The 17,595-nt window shown below is 55.6% G+C and carries 9 protein-coding genes; all 9 read right to left on the reverse strand.

Annotated features, from left to right (window positions below):
- Positions 1 to 15: 15 nt before the first annotated feature.
- Positions 16 to 5,358, reverse strand: coding sequence for an excinuclease ABC subunit UvrA (gene uvrA, locus GH984_RS09020; protein ID WP_153719869.1), 5,343 nt, complete (start codon positions 5,356 to 5,358; stop codon positions 16 to 18).
- Positions 5,359 to 5,362: 4 nt separating this feature from the next.
- Positions 5,363 to 7,216, reverse strand: a complete 1,854-nt coding sequence (locus GH984_RS09025; protein WP_153719870.1) for a tRNA(Met) cytidine acetyltransferase TmcA domain-containing protein — start codon at positions 7,214 to 7,216, stop codon at positions 5,363 to 5,365.
- 2 nt (positions 7,217 to 7,218) lie between these two features.
- The gene (locus GH984_RS09030; RefSeq protein WP_153719871.1) at positions 7,219 to 9,030 is read right to left on the reverse strand and encodes an ABC transporter ATP-binding protein; all 1,812 of its coding nucleotides are present in this window, start codon (positions 9,028 to 9,030) and stop codon (positions 7,219 to 7,221) included.
- A 77-nt stretch (positions 9,031 to 9,107) separates the two neighbouring features.
- Positions 9,108 to 10,034: a porin gene (locus GH984_RS09035; protein ID WP_153719872.1), complete on the reverse strand. Its 927-nt coding sequence runs from the start codon at positions 10,032 to 10,034 to the stop codon at positions 9,108 to 9,110.
- Positions 10,035 to 10,192: 158 nt separating this feature from the next.
- A complete protein-coding gene (gene recQ / locus GH984_RS09040) occupies positions 10,193 to 11,989 on the reverse strand; it encodes a DNA helicase RecQ (protein ID WP_153719873.1) in 1,797 nt (598 codons plus the stop codon).
- 26 nt (positions 11,990 to 12,015) lie between these two features.
- A complete protein-coding gene (locus GH984_RS09045; RefSeq protein ID WP_153719874.1) occupies positions 12,016 to 12,624 on the reverse strand; it encodes an OmpA family protein in 609 nt (202 codons plus the stop codon).
- 44 nt (positions 12,625 to 12,668) lie between these two features.
- On the reverse strand, positions 12,669 to 15,644 hold the full coding sequence (locus GH984_RS09050; protein ID WP_153719875.1) for an error-prone DNA polymerase: 2,976 nt from the start codon (positions 15,642 to 15,644) through the stop codon (positions 12,669 to 12,671).
- Complete coding sequence (locus GH984_RS09055) at positions 15,628 to 16,896, reverse strand: Y-family DNA polymerase (protein ID WP_153719876.1); 1,269 nt, start codon at positions 16,894 to 16,896, stop codon at positions 15,628 to 15,630. The genes GH984_RS09050 and GH984_RS09055 overlap by 17 nt, the downstream gene beginning before the upstream one ends.
- Positions 16,859 to 17,566: a translesion DNA synthesis-associated protein ImuA gene (imuA, locus tag GH984_RS09060; RefSeq protein WP_153719877.1), complete on the reverse strand. Its 708-nt coding sequence runs from the start codon at positions 17,564 to 17,566 to the stop codon at positions 16,859 to 16,861. Before imuA ends, GH984_RS09055 begins: the two co-directional genes overlap by 38 nt.
- Positions 17,567 to 17,595 lie beyond the last annotated feature (29 nt).

A 17,595-nucleotide genomic window follows, 5' to 3' on the forward strand; every position in this document is an offset into this window, starting at 1 on the left:
GCTTTCCTTTACTAGTTAACGGTTTTGAAATTCTGCCAAGAGCCGGCCCGTTTGTGAGGCCGCTTTGCGCATGACTTGCTCAGGTGTGCCTTCAGCAACAATCTTGCCACCGGCATCGCCGCCCTCGGGGCCCAAATCAATGAGCCAATCGGCCTCGGCAATTAAATCGAGGTTGTGTTCGATAATGACCACACTATGGCCAGCATCCACCAGTCGATGCAGGATACGAATTAGACGTTCTACATCCGCAATATGCAAGCCGACGGTGGGTTCATCCAAAATATAAAGCGTTTTGGGTTGTTTGCCGCGGCTGCCGGCGGGCCGGGCCTTGGCAAGCTCGCTGACCAGTTTGATGCGCTGTGCCTCACCGCCCGATAAGGTGGGGCTGGGCTGGCCGAGTGTCAGATAGCCTAAGCCGGTATCACGTAGTAGCCCAAGGGCATGATGGAGCTTGGGTTGGGCGGCAAAAAAATCGACTGCCGTTTCAATATCCATGTTGAGCACATCACCAATGGAATGATCGCGCCAAGTAACCGCCAGCGTTTCTGCACTAAACCGCTGGCCATGGCAGACATCGCAGGGCAGGGTAACATCGGGCAGAAAACTCATTTCGATGCGTTTAACACCTTGGCCTTCGCACTCTGGGCATCGCCCCTCACGAGTGTTAAACGAAAATCGACTCGGGCCGTAGCCGCGAATGCGCGCTTCTTCGGTTTCGGCAAACAAGCGGCGAATATCATCATAAAGCCCAACATACGTGGCCGGGCAGGAGCGTGGTGTTTTGCCAATGGGCGTTTGGTCTACTTCAAGCACGCGATCAATTGGCTGCGCTTTGGCCGTTTCACGATCTGCCAGTCGACGTTTAAGCTCGCTATGCAGTACCTCGCGAATGAGCGTGCTTTTGCCAGATCCAGAGACACCGCTGACCACGGTCAGGCACTCCAGAGGAAGGCGAAGATTTACGTCTTTAAGGTTGTTGGCTTGCGCCTTGTTAATCACAATTGCCTCGGCATTGGCTGCATCTCGGCGTTTGCCAAGGCTTGGGTGGGCAAGCGGCTGCGCCAGCGCTCGCCCGGTTACCGAGTGGGGGTTAGCCAGTAGCTCATCAAGCGTACCCTCGGCAACCACCCGGCCGCCCCTGATGCCGGCGCCTGGGCCCAAGTCGATGACATGCGCGGCACGCCGAATCGTGTCTTCGTCATGCTCCACCACTAGCAGCGTGTTGCCCTTTTGCTCCAGTTTCTCGAGCGTATCGAGTAATAAACGATTATCCCGTGCGTGCAGACCTATCGTGGGTTCATCCAAAATGTAGCAGACCCCCTGTAGGTTAGAGCCCAGTTGAGCTGCCAGCCGAATTCGCTGCGCTTCGCCGCCGGATAGCGTGGGCGCGGCGCGATCAAGGGTGAGATAGCCTAGACCCACGTCTTGCAGAAAACCCAAACGGTTTTGCAGCTCGGGCAAGATGTCTCTGGCAATCGCGGCATCACGACCCTCTAAGGTGAGGTCAGCAAATAAGGCCTTGGCAGCGCTCACGGAAAGCGCACCATATTCTGCAATGCCGCGGCCAATAAACCGGACTGCTAGGGCCTCGGGCCGCAGACGATGTCCATTGCATAGCGGGCAGGTTTCTGGCTCCTCGGGGGGTTCAACTTGAGTGCGGCCCGTGCCCAAACAACCGGGGCACCAACCATGCGCGGTGTTGTAGGAAAAAAGCCGCGGATCCAGCGGGTTAAAGCTGCGTGCACAACCTGGGCAGGCGCGCTCGGTGGAGTACAGTGTTGAACTGCCGTTTGCCGTGGACACACGGACTTGCCCCTTGCCATAGGCGAGGGCTTGGTCAAGCGCGGCCAGCAGGCCAGCTTCATCCGCTGGGTTTGGGGTAAGAGTGATGACCGGCAGGTCAATATCATGCTCACGAAAGCGATCAAGCCGTGGCCACTGCTCAGTGGGCTGATCTTGGCCATCTACGCGGAGTTTTTCAAAGCCTTTGTTGGCGGCCCATTGTGCTAAATCGGTGTAATAGCCTTTGCGGGCAATAACCAGCGGTGCCAATAGCTCGATGGGCTGCCCCCGGTGTGTATTGAGTAAATGCTCGGCAATCGCCTCGCGGCTGCGCTCGGTAATGGGTAAATCACAATCAGGGCAATACTGGGTGCCGAGCTTAACAAACAGCAAACGTAAAAAGTGATGAAGCTCAGTGAGCGTGCCGACCGTGCTCTTATGGCCGCCACGACTGGTGCGCTGCTCAATGGCCACGGTAGGGGGTATGCCGGTAACCGCATCAACATCGGGTTTGGCGGCCGGTTGCACAAACTGCCGCGCATACGCATTAAGTGATTCTAAATACCGGCGCTGCCCTTCATTAAACACAATATCGAAAGCCACGGTGCTTTTGCCTGAGCCCGATAACCCGGTGATCACGCTCATGCGGTTGCGCGGGATGCGCAGATCAATGCCGCGCAGATTATGCTCACGCGCATTGTGAATCATAATGGCCTGATCGGGGTTGGCAGCTTGCCGGGCCGGAGGGGGTTCGGCCACTTGCAATGCTGCACTTGGCTCGAGGGCGGCCACATGGCGGCGCAAGGCAGCCCCCGTGGCGCTGTGCGCTGCGGCATCCATGAGTGCATCGGGTGAGCCCTGAGCGATAACCTGCCCGCCGGCATCGCCGCCTTCCGGGCCAAGGTCAATTAACCAGTCTGCGGCATGCATTACATCGAGGTTGTGCTCAATCACAATAATCGAATGCCCGGCATCAAGCAGCCTTTCCAGCGCGGTCAGTAATACGCGGATATCATCAAAATGCAGCCCGGTGGTCGGCTCATCAAATAAAAATAAAGTGTGACCCGCTTTTTTGCGCTTTGCCTTGGCCAAATGCCCGGCAAGTTTAAGGCGCTGGGCCTCACCGCCTGATAGTGTAGGCACGGGCTGACCGAGGCGCAGGTACCCCAAACCCACCGCTTCTAGTGGCTCGAGTCCACGCAGGATGTCGGGCTTGTTGGCAAAAAACACCTTCGCTTGGGCAACCGTCATCTCTAAACAATCTGCTATTGAGGCAGGCAGGGCATCGCAGCCGGGCGCAGGCGGCAATCGAACATCTAATACGGCATCACGGTAACGCCGCCCATCGCAGTCAACGCAGCGTAAATACACATCGGAGAGGAACTGCATTTCCACATGCTCAAAGCCATTACCCCCACAAGTGGGGCAGCGCCCATTGCCGCTATTAAAGCTAAAGGTGCTGGCGGTATAGCCGCGCTCAATGGCTAGTGGCTCACGCGCAAAGGCCTTGCGGAGTGGGTCGAGCACACCCACATGACTGGCGGGGTTAGATCGGGTGGTGCGCCCAATGGCGCTTTGATCTACCAGGATTACCTCATCAATCGACTCATGCCCGGTAAAGCCAGCAAAGGCACCGGGTGGGTCTACCGCTTCGCCCAAATGCTTGCGCAGGCCACGATAAAGAATCGATTCAAGCAGTGTGGATTTGCCAGACCCGGAGACACCCGTTAAGCAGACTAAACGCTGCAGCGGCAGCGCCACGTCAATATTTTGTAGGTTATGTTCGGTAGCGCCGAGTACGTTAAGCCACTGTTCTGGCGCAGGCCGGCGGGTGCGATGCTCAGCTTGAACGCGGGTTTCGCCACGCAGGTAAGCGCCGGTCAGGCTTTTTTGATCGGCCAGTAGTTCGGGGAGGGTGCCGTTAAAAACAATGTTTCCGCCGCGCTCTCCCGGGCCAGGGCCAATGTCTAAAACCCGATCGGCGGCACGGATTATGTCGGGATCATGCTCCACCACTAACAGCGTGTTGCCGGCATCGCGCAGCCGCTGCATGACGCCGGTAATTCGGTCGATATCCCGCGGATGTAAGCCAATGCTGGGCTCATCTAATACAAACAGCGTGTTGACCAGCGAGGTACCTAACGCCGTGGTGAGGTTAATGCGTTGCACCTCGCCACCCGAGAGGGTGCGAGATTGCCGATCAAGGGTCAGGTAACCCACGCCAACGGCCTCTAGAAAACCAAGCCGGTCGCGAATGGCCTCTAAGACCAGGGGCACCGCTTCATCAAGCGGCGGGGGTAGGGTGAGATGATTAAAAAAATCGGTGGCTCGGCTGAGCGGCAGGGTCATAATTTCGTGCAGATTGAGGGCCTGATCGCCCTCGCCAAGTCGCCAAAGTAGCGCTTCTGGTTTTAGCCGTGCGCCTTGGCAATCAGGGCAGAGGTCGTAGCTGCGGTACTTCGATAGCAGCACGCGCACATGCATTTTATAGCTTTTTGCCTCAAGCCAGTCGAAAAAACCCTTGATGCCATACCATTTGCCGCGGCCTTTGCCTTCGCCGTTGAGCACCCACTCCCGGTCTGCTTCGGGCAGGTCCTCCCACGGGATATCCATGGCGATGTTTTTTGCGGCGGCATGCCGGGCCAGATCTTTTTGACAATCTGCCGAGCGGCCTGACTGCCACGGCCGAATGGCACCGCCGGCCAGTGTTTTGCGCGGATCAGGGATGACCAACCCATAGTCGATGCCCATGACGCGGCCGAACCCGCGGCAGGTGTCGCAGGCGCCCATGGGTGAGTTAAAAGAAAATAAGCTTGGCAGTGGGTCTTGATAATGACGATTACAATCGGGGCAGTGTAAATCGCTAGAGAAACGATGCTCGGCGGTGGCTTCACGTTCGTCGTTGAGTGTTTCGATAACAACCTGCCCGCGGCCATGTCGCAGTGCGGCTTCAACGGCCTCAACCAGACGATCGCGGCGGCTTTCCTGCGCTTTGATGCGATCTTGAGTGACCCGCAGTTGGCCGGCTTTTAAGGTGGCGATGCGGGTATAGCCTTGGGCCTGAAGTAATTGACGAATTTCTGTTTCGTCATACGGCGCGGGCACGGGGATGTCAAAGTTGATGCTTAGTCTTTCGCCAGCGCAGCGGGTAAGCATGCGCTCGGCAATGCCATCTGGCGTGTCGCGACTAACCTGACGGCCGCAGCCGCCGCAATAGAGCCGTGCCGCCCGGGCAAAGAGCAGCTTAAGATGATCATTGAGTTCGGTCATCGTGCCAACGGTGGAGCGCGAGGTACGGACTGGGTTGGTTTGATCAATGGCAATGGCCGGTGGAATACCTTCGACCTTATCTGTGGCAGGCCGATCCATTCGGTCTAAAAACTGCCGAGCATAGGGCGAGAAGGTTTCTACATAGCGGCGTTGACCCTCGGCATAAATGGTATCGAAGGCCAGCGAAGACTTGCCGGAGCCGGAAACACCGGTCACCACAATCAGCTCACCAATCGGTAGATCAAGGTTAAGGTTGCGTAGGTTGTTTTGACGCGCCCCACGAATGCGAATGCATCCTGTATTCATCCCACTAGTTTAGCATTGTCGCCGCCCATTCACGCAGCGAATTTAGGTATTCGCGCTGGCCGGTAAAGCCATATTGCTTGGCGAGTGGGGCGAGCGCTTGGGGCTGCGCCAGTGCGGCGCTCACCCAATCAGGCGGTGGTGTCGCGGCTGTTGATAAACTGCGCTGCAGGGCGCCCACGCTATCCAGCCATGGCCGATGCCCGGTAGCAAACGCAATGCGATCTTGGGTGTCGATGGCGGCAGGATCCGCTATAGGCAGGGCATGCTGCAAGCGTTGCAGTAAATCAGGCGGTAATGCGGGCTGGGCGTGTTTGATTTGATCGGGCAGATGCACGGCAAAGCGCTCACGAGCCTGAGTCATCAAGTGCTGGCCAGCTTTGCTTAAGCCTTTGAGCATAATCACCGCGCGGGCGCCCCCATGGGGGTCAAATCGTTGGCCTAAGCGCACCGGCATAAGCCCCGTAGACTGCCAAAAATCCAGCAATTCAGGGGTGGCCGAAAAACTGGTACCAAACCAATCGCAACCGTGAGATTGCGCATACGTTTGCATGGCGGCAATCAGTTGCTGACCAATGCCGCCTCGCCGATAGACGCTTTGAATGGCAATGCGTTGTAAGCGCAGACCAGACAGGTTGCTAGCGCCTTGAATGCCCGCATGAAAGGTTAAAGACTGCGCAATCAGATGCCCCATTGGCCGACGCTGCCCCAGCCAAATGGGTTGCGCTAGCGCCGGATCAAGCCCGCCCTCTAATTTTGCCATGGCAACACCCACCAGCAGATTAGCCCTGAACGCAGCCGCAATTTTGAGTGTGGGGTCTTCTAAAAGCTGCTGTAAATCACGCGGGCGGGTTTGATAATGGCTTTCAATCAGTAGGCTGAAAATCGCTGCTAGGCGGTCTGGATTATCGATGAGCTGTTGCTGGTCTATCCACTCGATGTTGACGGGCTGATCAGCATGGGGCTGATGGGTGGCTGGGCTGAGCGGTGGTGTTTTAAATAAAAGCAACTGATTAATCAACGCTTCAAGGGGGTCGTTCTCCGCCCAGCGTACGGGTTGCTGGAGGGTAACGCGGTTTGTTGGTATGCGTAATTCTAGCCCGCGCCCGCTGCCTTCATAGCCATGAATGGTGCCCGCTAGCACGCAGCAAGGGTTCTCGCGAATGAGCTTTTCCAGTAATCCGAGTGGTAAGGCGGCGGCCTCGTCAATAATTAGCGGATCAGTGGCTGGGGTAATGTCTTCGGGGGCTAGAAATTTGGGCGGATAATTCCCTGCATGCTTAATGACTTCAGCCACCGCTGCGCGTGAGGGGCCGGTCAGACGTGCGTTTGGGCAAATACCTGTGGCAAGGGCTAGGCCGAGCGCGGTGGATTTGCCCCGCCCGCGATCGGCGGTAATTAATAGTGGATGGGGTTGCGGTACGGATACCGCCGTTTGGCAGGCTTGAATGGCTTTTTGCTGATCAGCCGTGGGTTGAATTGCAGGCTCAGTTAGCACCGAGTTTGGCGTAATGGCCTCAGGTAGCGAATCATCAGCCAATACGGTTTCCACCCAAGAGCAGGCGGCAGCCAGTGTTAGCAAACGCTGCAAAAATCCCGCATGTGGCGGCGGAGGCACGAGTACGATGAGTGCGCCGCCCGCAATCAGGGTGCCGCTGATTGCGCCTAAATCTTCAGCGTTTAGCGAAGGATGTGCGTCGATAACCGCCGCTGCAAGCGTTTGCCCGAGGTGCTGCCGCCCGCGGCCGGGTTGATCAATCCATTGGGCTTGTTCAGGGGGTAAGGGGGCGAGCAGAGTTTGTGCGCGCGCCACCGCACGGGCGTGATCGCCGTGAATTAAAATCAGGCGACGTGGTTGCATGGCTACTGATATCCCGCGGCCTGTAATTCAAACAAGGTGGCGTATTTGCCACCCGCCGCCACTAAATCGGCATGGCTGCCCTGCTCGGTAATGCGGCCGTTTTCGAGCACTAAAATCTCATCGGCAATTCGTACGGTTGAGAAGCGATGCGAGATTAAAATGGCCATGCGATCTTTCGTGAGCTCGCTGAAATGCGCAAAGATTTCAGCTTCGGCGGCCGCATCCATGGCCGCAGTGGGTTCATCAAGCACCAAAATATCGGCACTCTCACGCATAAATGCCCGGGCCATCGCAATTTTTTGCCATTGCCCACCTGATAGCTCCCGGCCGTCTTTAAACCAGCGGCCCAGTTGGGCATGGTATTTGCCAGGAATCTCCTCAATAAAACGCTCCGCGAGGCCACGCTCGGCGGCCTTTTGCCAGCGTGCTTCATCGCTAAAGTGTTGGATATCGCCGCTTCCAATGTTCTCACCCACGGGTAGTTGGTAGCGCATAAAATCCTGAAAAATAATGCCGATGCGCCGTCGCAGCGCTTCTGGTTGCCAGTCTTGCAGAGAGCTACCGTCAAGCAACACGCGCCCTTCGTAAGGTTTATACAGACCGGCTAATAGCTTAATGAGTGTGGTTTTGCCGGAGCCGTTTTCGCCCACAAGCGCAAGGCTATGGCCGGGTTGTAAGTGAAAGCTGATTTGGCTAAGGGCATCCACTTCACTGCCGGGGTAGCGAAAGCTGACTTTCTCAAAACGCAGTCCATCACCGGGCGTCGTGCCCTGAGTAAGCGTGCCGGTGGATGCCTCAACGGGCTGCTCGAGATATTCATACAGGTTAGAAAGATAGAGGTTGTCTTCATACATGCCGCCAATGGCACTGAGGCTGGCGCTAACGGCTGCCTGGCCTTGCCGAAACACCACCAAATACATGGTCATTTGCCCCAGCGTGATGGCGCCCGCCACCGTGGTTGCGACAATCCAGCCGTAGGTTGCATAAAAGGCAAGGGTAGCAATTAAGCCTAAAATAAATCCCCATGTTTCACGGCGCAGTGTGAGGTTGCGGTCTTCTTTATACAGTCGCTCAAAAATGCCGCGGTACCGATCAAGCAATAGTGGGCCAAGCTCAAAGAGCTTGACCTCTTTAGCGCTATCTTCCCGAGCTAAAACGGTTTCAAGATACATTTGCTGACGGGTATCAGGGCTGCGCCAGCGAAAAAGCCGAAACGCATCGCCTGAGAATTTGGCTTCAGAAAAGAACTGCGGCAAGCCAGCCGCCAGTAAAATAACCACTGCCCACGGCGAGAATCCAATTAATAACCCCGCAAAACTGGCCAGCGAAATCCCGTTTTGCAAAAGGCCAAAGGTGCGGTTAACCAGGCTTAATGGCCGAGTTGATGCTTCACGCCGGGCCCGGGTGAGCTTGTCGTAAAATTCTGAGTCTTCAAAATCCACCAGCTGCAGCGTTTGAGCCTTGTCTAAAATCATGACATTGACGCGCTGGCCAAGCTGGGCGCGCAGCAAAGACTGAGCCGTTTGCAGCGCTCGCTGAGCCGCGGCAATGCCGGCAATGATGCCGCCTTCCAGCGCAACCAGCCAGAGCAGTGCGTTGGGTACACCGGCGTTTGCATCGATAGCGGCAACAACCCCATCTACGATGAGCTGACCCACCCAGGCCGCCGCGGCCGGCAATAACCCAGCCACCAGCGTTGCGCCCGCTAATACAAGCGTAAGCGGTTTAGAGGTTTGCCAAACTAAGCCGATGGCCCGTTGGCTGTAACGAAAAACGCCAAGATATTGGCGCCAAGATTGACTGTGCTCTGCCATTAGACCGCTAAGGGTAGCAGAAAAAACAAAGGCCCCTGACGGGGCCTTTGGATAACGTCATTTAAGACGCGGGGTGCTTAGAAGACCACCTGTACGCCGAAGCTAAGGATGTCTTCGCCGTCGTTGATGCCGTCATCAGACGAAGAGAAACCGGCAAAACCGGTAACACCGCTGCCGAAAGCGTAGGCAGCTTCTGCGGCCATGGAGCTATCGTCGCCAGCTTCTAAGTCACGATCGGTATAGGCGGCTTTGAGCGTAAGCTCTTCAGTCGCGCTAACCGTGGCAACCACCTCGTAAGGGGTACCGTTATCGTTGTAGGAGCCAACACCATCATTGTCAGACATGGAGCCTGCGAGGGTGAACATGCCGAAATCATAGCTAGCAGCAAATGCTGTTGCTTCGGAGCTGTTCTCGTCGTCAGCTTCCATATAGGTTGCGGACACATAGAGGTCGCCGAAGGAGTAACGGGCTGACACAGTCATTGTGTCGAACTCATCACTGCTATCGTCGGATGCCAGCATGTTGCCACCGACTGCGATGTCAAGACCGCCGAGGGAAGGTGCATAGTAGAAGATCGCACCGTCTTGCCGGAAGACAAAGTCTGTGGAACGGGCGCCAGTGTAAGCACCACTGGTGAACACGTCGGTGGTAGCGGTGGTCCAGAGGTAACCTGGGTTCCACTGACTACCGATGCGCACGGAACCAAAATCACCGCTCAGCGCAGCATTGGCCAAACGAATACCAGGACCTTCGCCCTGTGCCTTGGTGACACCGTACTCAAGCTGTGCATCGCCAGTCACGGCACCGAATTCACGGCTGCCACGAATGCCGAAGCGGCTTGGGGAGTTACCGTTTCCGGTGGCATCCCATTCAGTACCATTGTCCTGAACTTCAGCAGTGATCCAGCCGTAAACGGACATGGATGCGTGGTCGTCAGCCATGACAGGCGTGGCGGCTAGGGCCAGCGCGCTGGTTGCGGCTGCTGCAAGATAAACTTTCTTCATTTTTTAATCTCCCAATCAAATTTGATGGATCCGGTGTTTGGCCAATTGTTGCGAAAGTGCAACAGGTGTGGCGTTCAAACACTGTGGCAATTTTATGACAATTTTATGTAATTGCAAGTTTTTGGTGATGCGTGGATACAACAGGTGTTGTCTTTTGGTTACCGCGGCATTGGCAAAGTCGTCAGAGTTTCTAAAAATGCCGTGCCATATTTGGTTAACTTATGGGTACCAACGCCAGGCACGCTCGATAATTCATCCAGGCTTTGCGGGCGTTGCTCAAGCATGGCCAGCAGGGTGGCATCATGAAAAATCACGTAGGGCGGAACGCCTTCTGCTTCGGCCAAATGGCGCCGTTTGGCGCGCAGGGCGGCCCAGGCTTCTGGGTCAACGGCTACCTCGCTGGCCCTAACGCGCGGCGTGCGCTGAGTGGCGCCGCTGCTAGGCGGCAGGCTGTCTTTGCGCAAGGTAAGCTTATCCTCACCGCGCAACAGGGCTCGGCAGTCTGGTGATAGAGCTAAGCCACCATGCCCTGCGGGATCAGGTATGAGTAAACCTCGACCGAGTAACTGGCGAATAACAGAAAACCAAAGGGTGCGTGAATGTGCCTTGCCAATGCCAAAAGTGCTCAGCGTATGGTGTGAGCGAGCTGTTATGCGCTCATTTTGATGGCCAAGTAATACATCAACAATATGGGTGGCCCCAAAGCGCTGACCGGTGCGGTAAATACAAGATAGTGCGATGCGGGCCGCTTCAGTGGCATCCCATTGCTCGGGCGGTGCTAGGCAATTGTCGCAATGGTTGCAATGGCCGGGGTGGCTCTCATTAAAGTGCCTGAGCAAAAGGGCGCGGCGGCACTCAGTGGTTTCGCAAAACGCCAATAGGGCCTCTAGCCGGGCGCGTTCGTCTTGTTTATCAGTGGTCATTTGGCGCAGGCGATAAATATCTTGTAAGCCATAAACAAGCCAGGCTTCGGCGGGTAAGCCATCACGGCCGGCGCGGCCGGTTTCCTGATAATAGGCCTCTAGTGTTTTGGGCAGATCAAGATGTACCACAAAACGCACATCGGGCTTATCGATACCCATCCCGAATGCCACCGTGGCTACCATCACAAGGCCATCTTCACGAATAAATCGGGCTTGATGGTCTCGGCGTTGACTGGCCTCTAGGCCGGCGTGGTAAGCCAATGCGGGTATATCGCGTGCGTTTAGGTAATCGGCAATTTCTTCAGTGGCCCGGCGTGACATGCAATAAACGATGCCGGAATGGCCTACATGATTTTGCCGAATGAACTGTAAAAGCTGCTCACGCGGGCGTTGTTTTAAACCCACACGGTAACGAATGTTGGGTCGGTCAAAGCTGGAAACGAAGGTTTGTGCCGAGTTGGGTAGCAGGTGACGCTCAATTTCAGCGCGGGTGCGCTGATCGGCGGTGGCGGTAAGTGCAACGCGCGGTACATTAGGAAAGCGCTCGCCTAATACGCTGAGCTTTAAATACTCGGGCCGAAAGTCATGCCCCCATTGCGAAACGCAATGCGCCTCATCAATTGCAAATAGGGCAATATCGATTTGGGTAAGTCGCTGCATCAGATTGCCGCTGAGCAATCGCTCAGGTGCCACATAAAGCAGATCAAGCTGGCCTGTGTGTAAGTCGCGCTCTACCTGTTGGCGCTCTTCGGGTGTCAAGCCAGAATGCAAGCCGGCGGCGCGCGCACCTTGCTGACGCAACGCGGCCACTTGGTCTTCCATTAAAGCGATGAGTGGTGAGATAACAATACCCGTGCCAGAACGCACGATGGCTGGTATTTGGTAGCACAGCGATTTACCACCACCGGTGGGCATTAAGACCAGTGCGCTTTGCCCTTGAATCAGGCAATCAACAATCTTAGCTTGTTGATCGCGAAATTCTGGATAACCAAAAACGTCTTTAAGGGCAGCCCGTGCTTGCAGGCTGCCCATCTGTGTACTCGATGACACCGCCGCGCTTAGTTAGCGGGTTCGAGTTCCATTACCAATGTGGCGCGGCGATTGGGTGCTAGACACTCAATCAGCGCATCGCGCGACAAATCGCTATCACACTGCACAACCGGATCGCTCATGCCACGGCCAATGGCCGTAATCGATACATTCGCCATGCCGGGTTGGGCTTCTAAGTAGTTGGCAACCGCGGCTGCGCGCTCCTCAGAGAGGTTCTGGTTATAGGCCTGCGTACCAATTTGATCGGTATGACCGACAACCCGAACAGCCGTAATCACCCAGTCACTGCCAACCTCGGCAACGGCGTCGTCAATGGCGGCCTGCCCCTCTGCGGTCAGTACACTGCGATCAAAACCAAATAAGGCACGGGCCGATAGCTCTTTGCTTTCTTCAACCACTGGCTCTTCGGTGGTTTCGGCCACAGGCATAGGGTCTCCACAGGCCTCAACCGGGCCGCTGCTTCGTAAGTGGTTACGAACACACTCACCATCAGAGTTACGCACGATCACGCCATCGGGGTTAGTCCAAACGGCATCATAGTTCTGTTCAGCAGAGACGATGGCAGATGCCATAACCAAGCTGACCAAACCACTAAGCATTAAAATACGGGTTTTCATTGGAATCTCATCCCTATCAAAAATAAATCGTTGGCAGTAGTTTATCAGGTAATTTGATTTTCGAGATTACCTAAAAAAGGGTCTTCATTTTCAAAGCGCCCAGCAATTAGATGCTCAACATCGCCGCGGCGTTCCCAAATGCCGACTACACCCAGTAAACGCACTTGGTATAAAAGATGTTGGTGGCGCTCTGCCAGATTGCGCCACACCACCACATTCACAATGCCGGTTTCATCTTCAAGCGTTAAAAACATCACGCCCTTTGCTGCGCCGGGGCGCTGGCGGTTAATGACCAGACCAGCGGCACGCGCGATACGACGATGAGCTTTTTGTTTAAGCTCACTAGCTGGGCGATAGCCGCGTTTGCGCAGTGGCTCGCGTAGTAGGGCAATCGGGTGTCTGCCCAACGTTAGACCCATGCTGCGATAATCACCCACCACATCCTGTGCTTCGGTAGGCGGGTTAAGGGTGGGGATAGACTCCTTATTATGAGTGGCGCTAAATAAAGGCGTTGGGCGTTCAACCCCCAGCACCTGCCACCAGGCCTGATGACGATGCCCGGTAATACCGGCCAACGCGCCGGCATCGGCAAGTGCCCGCAAAGCACCGCGATCAAGTTGCGCGCGGTGGGTTAAATCCGCCACATTCGCAAATGCCGCGCCATGCTCACGGCTATGCATAATGCGCTGCCCTACGGCATGGCCGAGCCCTTTTATTAGACGCAGCCCCAGCCGCAGGGCAGGCTGACAGGAGTCGCTTGGCTCAAGCGTGCAGTCCCAATCGCTATAGCGCACATCTACCGGTAATACCTGAACCTGATGCGCGCGCACATCGGCAACAAGCTGGGCGGGGGCATAAAAGCCCATGGGCTGGCTATTGAGTAACGCACAGGTAAATGCAGCAGGGTAATGGCATTTAAGCCAGGCCGAGACGTAAACCAGCAAGGCAAAGCTGGCGGCATGTGATTCTGGAAAGCCGTAATCACCAAAGCCACAAATTTGATCATAAAGCCGTTCAGCAAACTCCGGTGCATAGCCGCGAGCCGCCATGCCATCGAGCAGACGTTTACGAAAATGCCCCAGCCCGCCGCGCTTTTTCCAGGCGGCCATGGCGCGGCGCACCTGATCGGCCTCGCCAGGGCTAAAGCCAGCAGCCACAATCACCAGCTGCATGACTTGCTCCTGAAAAATCGGCACCCCAAGCGTGCGCTCTAATACCGCTTTGACCTCTGCGCTGGGGTAGGTAACGGTTTCTTTGCCTTCTCGGCGGCGTAAATACGGATGCACCATATCCCCTTGTATGGGCCCGGGGCGCACAATCGATATTTGAATAATGAGGTCATAAAAGCTCCGTGGGCGCAGTCGCGGCAGCATCGACATTTGTGCGCGCGACTCCACTTGAAAAACGCCTACCGTATCGGCGCGACAAAGCATGTCGTACACCGTCTTATCATCGGCAGGCACCTGCGCAAGAGATAATGTGCGGCCATGATGGGCGGCAATCAGGTCAAAACAGCGATGAATGGCGCTCAACATGCCTAGCGCTAAACAGTCGACTTTGAGTAAACCCAGTGATTCAAGGTCATCCTTATCCCATTGAATAATGCTGCGCCCAGCCATGGCAGCGTTTTCTGTGGGTACCAACTCACTTAATGGCCCGCGGCTGATCACAAAGCCGCCCACATGTTGTGAAAGATGGCGAGGAAAGCCGATTAATGTTTGCGTTAATTGCTGGCATAGCGCTGAGTTTGGGTTGCCGCCTAGCGCTTTACTGACGTCACGCAGCGCGCTTTTCTCTCGATAGCAGATTACGGTAGCTGCTAAGGCGGCGCGATGCCGGCCGTATTTGCGATAAATGTATTGGATAACCTCTTCACGGCGGTCATGCTCAAAGTCGACGTCAATATCGGGTGGCTCATTACGCTCACGCGAAATAAATCGCTCAAATAACAAGCTAGCGCGGCTGGGGTCCACCGAGGTGATTCCTAAGCAAAAGCAAACCGCAGAATTAGCGGCAGAGCCGCGCCCTTGGCAAAGAATATTTTGCTGCCGAGCAAAGGCCACCACATCGTGAACGGTTAAAAAGTAAGGTTCGTAATTAAGGGCATGAATAAGCTCTAGCTCATGCTCAATCATTGCGGTGACTTTAGCGGGCACGCCGGCTGGCCAGTGTTGTGCCGCGCCGCGCTCAGTGAGCACACGCAACCAACTTGCTGGGGTGTGCCCAGCGGGGACAAGCTCGGCGGGGTATTCGTAGCGCAGTACATCAAGAGAAAATGTGCAGCGCTTAGCAATGGCAATTGTCTCTGCCAGCATGCTCTCGGGGTAGCTACGGGCTAGGCGCTGCCGGGGTTTTAAATGTCGCTCACCATTTGAGGCGAGTTGACGGCCTAATGTACTAACGGGGCAATTAAGCCGAATTGCGGTGAGTGTGTCTTGCAGCGCTCGGCGGCCTTGGCGATGCATGAGTACAGCGCCGCTGGCAACGGCAGGTAGGCTAAATCGCGCGGCTAGTGCTTGGCAGTGCGCTAAACGTGCGGTGTCTTGCCCATCTTGATGCAAGCTTGTAGTGAGCCAGGCCCGATGAGGGAAGGTGCTGGCTGCCCACTGAACTATTTCATCTGGGCTACTGGGTTCTACAACTAACAGCGCAAGGCAGTTGGGCACGCTACCTTGCAGGTCGCTGCGAGAAAGCTGATAACTGCCTTTTTTGGCTTGACTACGCGCCAGTGAAATTAGGGCGGAGAGTTGCCCGTAAGCGGCACGGTCAGGGGCAATTAAAATCAGTGATAATTGGGTGTCAATTTGAAAAAAACTACCGATAATCAGTTTGATGTGATGCGTTTTTGCGGCGCGATGCGCGCGGACTACACCAGCCAGCGAGCATTCATCGGTAATCGCAATGGCTTGATAACTCAGTGAGCCAGCCTGAATAACCAGCTCTTCAGGGTGCGAAGCGCCTTTAAGAAAACTAAAGTTACTCAGGCAATACAGCTCGGCATAATCAGGCAAAAAGGCCATGTAAATACCACCTGCCTGCCTTGCACCGATCACGGAAAATCCACAGCCGCTCGCCATGTGTATTGCTGGCTAAGTAGTAGTCTCGGCGGATGTCATGACCATCCCACCAGCCAGATTCGATACGCTCTGGGCCTTGTTCTAAAACAAGTTGGCCATGGTATTGCGGCTGCCCTTGCGGTGCGGCAAGTGGGCGCGGTTGCTCTAGCAGCCAAAGCGGGCGGGGCATGGGGGGTAGGCTGGTATCGCTTTGCTGCGCCGGCGCACTATATTGCCAAGCGTATTCTGGGCGGTGTTCATCACATAGTTGTAGCCCGCGTACACGGTCTTTGCTCAAGCGGCTGCTAAGATCCTCTACCAGCGTTTGCCAAGATGCTCGTTGTGTTTCTGCTGGGTCTAATGTGGCCAGTAAGTCAGTGGGGGCATCCTGACTCATGCTAAATGGGCCTGCGGTGCAGGCCACAGCGATGATGGGCGCTTTAAGGGTGAGGTTATCCAAATGCTGTGCCAGCAGCTCTTTAAGCCTTGGTGCATCTCGAGTGGGTGTGAGCACGCCAACGCTTAGCGCAGTAGGTGGGCGCTGACGATGCTGCAGCTCAATTACTAATGTGCTGACTTCAGCATGCAGGCGTTGTAGGCGCTGGCAGAGCTGATCAATCATTTTGCTGAGCATGGCGAGCGGGATGTGGGTCTGCCAGCTCTCATCTGTAAGATCTTCTTTTGCGGTAAACGTTGGCGAGGGTGCCCAGTATTCGCGAGGGTCAGCCCGCTCGCCAAAAGCGCATTGCAACTGCATGAGCAATGGGCGCCCAAGTCGGCGCGCCAAACCATCGGCCGGCATGCTGCGTAAGCCGTCAATACTTCGGCAGCCCAAGCCTTGCAGGGCCATAGCCTGTTTGTTGGAAAGCGCCAGTGTGTTCACTGATAAATGCCCTAAACGTGTGCCGAGTTCGGCGTGGTGAATGACCGGTGTTGAGTCATTTGCCCGTGCCAATAGCAAGGCTGCCGTTGGGGTAGGCGCAATGCCGGATTGGACGTGCCACATTTGTTGCGCAAGCGCGTTATCTATCTGCTGGCGTAATGCCTCAAGCCCACCGAAGTAGTGCAAGCTGCCACCAATTTCTAGCAGTACCGCTTGTGGCGGAGCTAGGCTAATTCGCGCCGTAAACTGCAACGCCCACTCGGCTGCATCTTCAAGTAAGTGGGCGTTTCCCTCTTTAAGTTGAGGAAAGTGAAGGCATAGCCACAACATCATCAGTAGTTGCCAATGCGGTTGGGGTGGTGGCGTTGGGGGTAGCCCAGGTGTCTAAAGTGATTGAGCCAGTGGGTGTGCCGCGGCATTTAAGAATGCGCACATCAAGCCGCTGGCCGGTGGTATGCCCCAGTGCAAGGCGTAATGCAGCGGGCGAGTGACTTTCTGCAGCCTGAGTATGGCGGAAAAGCAGCCCCAAACTATTGCCGGCTTCTGCGGCAAGCTGTAGCCGACGCAAGCTACGCTCATCACACTGTTTTGGCCATGCTAAAACAGCGGCGCAAGTGCCAGCGCGTAGGGCTTTTTCAATAGCCCACAGGGCTTGTTGGTTGCCATGAGGATGCACAATCATTACCCGTGACAAATCAAGCCCTTGAGCCGCTAGTGCAGGTGCATAAGGCAGAAATGGGGGTGCAATCATTGCAATCCACCGCCCCCCTCTAGAAAGCCGGGCCAGTGCGGGCATGGTTAAACGGAGTTCTCCAATGCCATGCCGTGCATGCAAAATTTCGCTGAGCGCCCCCGCAGGAAAGCCACCGCCAGGTAAGGCGGCATCTAAAGCTGAAAACCCCGTGGGGATGTGATGCGCGGCCTTATTAATGTTGGGAGAAGATGTATGGTTACCCCGCCAGATTTCAGGGCGCTGTAGTAGCTGTTCAATAGCTGTTTGCATGATTTGCCTCTTAAAATTCTTTGTTTGAT

Origin of the sequence: Spiribacter salilacus (assembly GCF_009649225.1) — a bacterium.
Lineage (GTDB): Bacteria > Pseudomonadota > Gammaproteobacteria > Nitrococcales > Nitrococcaceae > Spiribacter > Spiribacter salilacus.

Coding starts and splice junctions, on each gene's coding strand:
- GH984_RS09035 (WP_153719872.1), bottom strand. CDS start 10,034: ATGAAGAAAGTTTATCTTGCAGCAGCCGCAACCAGCGCGCTGGCCCTA.
- uvrA (WP_153719869.1), bottom strand. CDS start 5,358: ATGAATACAGGATGCATTCGCATTCGTGGGGCGCGTCAAAACAACCTA.
- GH984_RS09025 (WP_153719870.1), bottom strand. CDS start 7,216: ATGCAACCACGTCGCCTGATTTTAATTCACGGCGATCACGCCCGTGCG.
- imuA (WP_153719877.1), bottom strand. CDS start 17,566: ATGCAAACAGCTATTGAACAGCTACTACAGCGCCCTGAAATCTGGCGG.
- GH984_RS09030 (WP_153719871.1), bottom strand. CDS start 9,030: ATGGCAGAGCACAGTCAATCTTGGCGCCAATATCTTGGCGTTTTTCGT.
- recQ (WP_153719873.1), bottom strand. CDS start 11,989: ATGGGCAGCCTGCAAGCACGGGCTGCCCTTAAAGACGTTTTTGGTTAT.
- GH984_RS09045 (WP_153719874.1), bottom strand. CDS start 12,624: ATGAAAACCCGTATTTTAATGCTTAGTGGTTTGGTCAGCTTGGTTATG.
- GH984_RS09050 (WP_153719875.1), bottom strand. CDS start 15,644: ATGGCCTTTTTGCCTGATTATGCCGAGCTGTATTGCCTGAGTAACTTT.
- GH984_RS09055 (WP_153719876.1), bottom strand. CDS start 16,896: ATGATGTTGTGGCTATGCCTTCACTTTCCTCAACTTAAAGAGGGAAAC.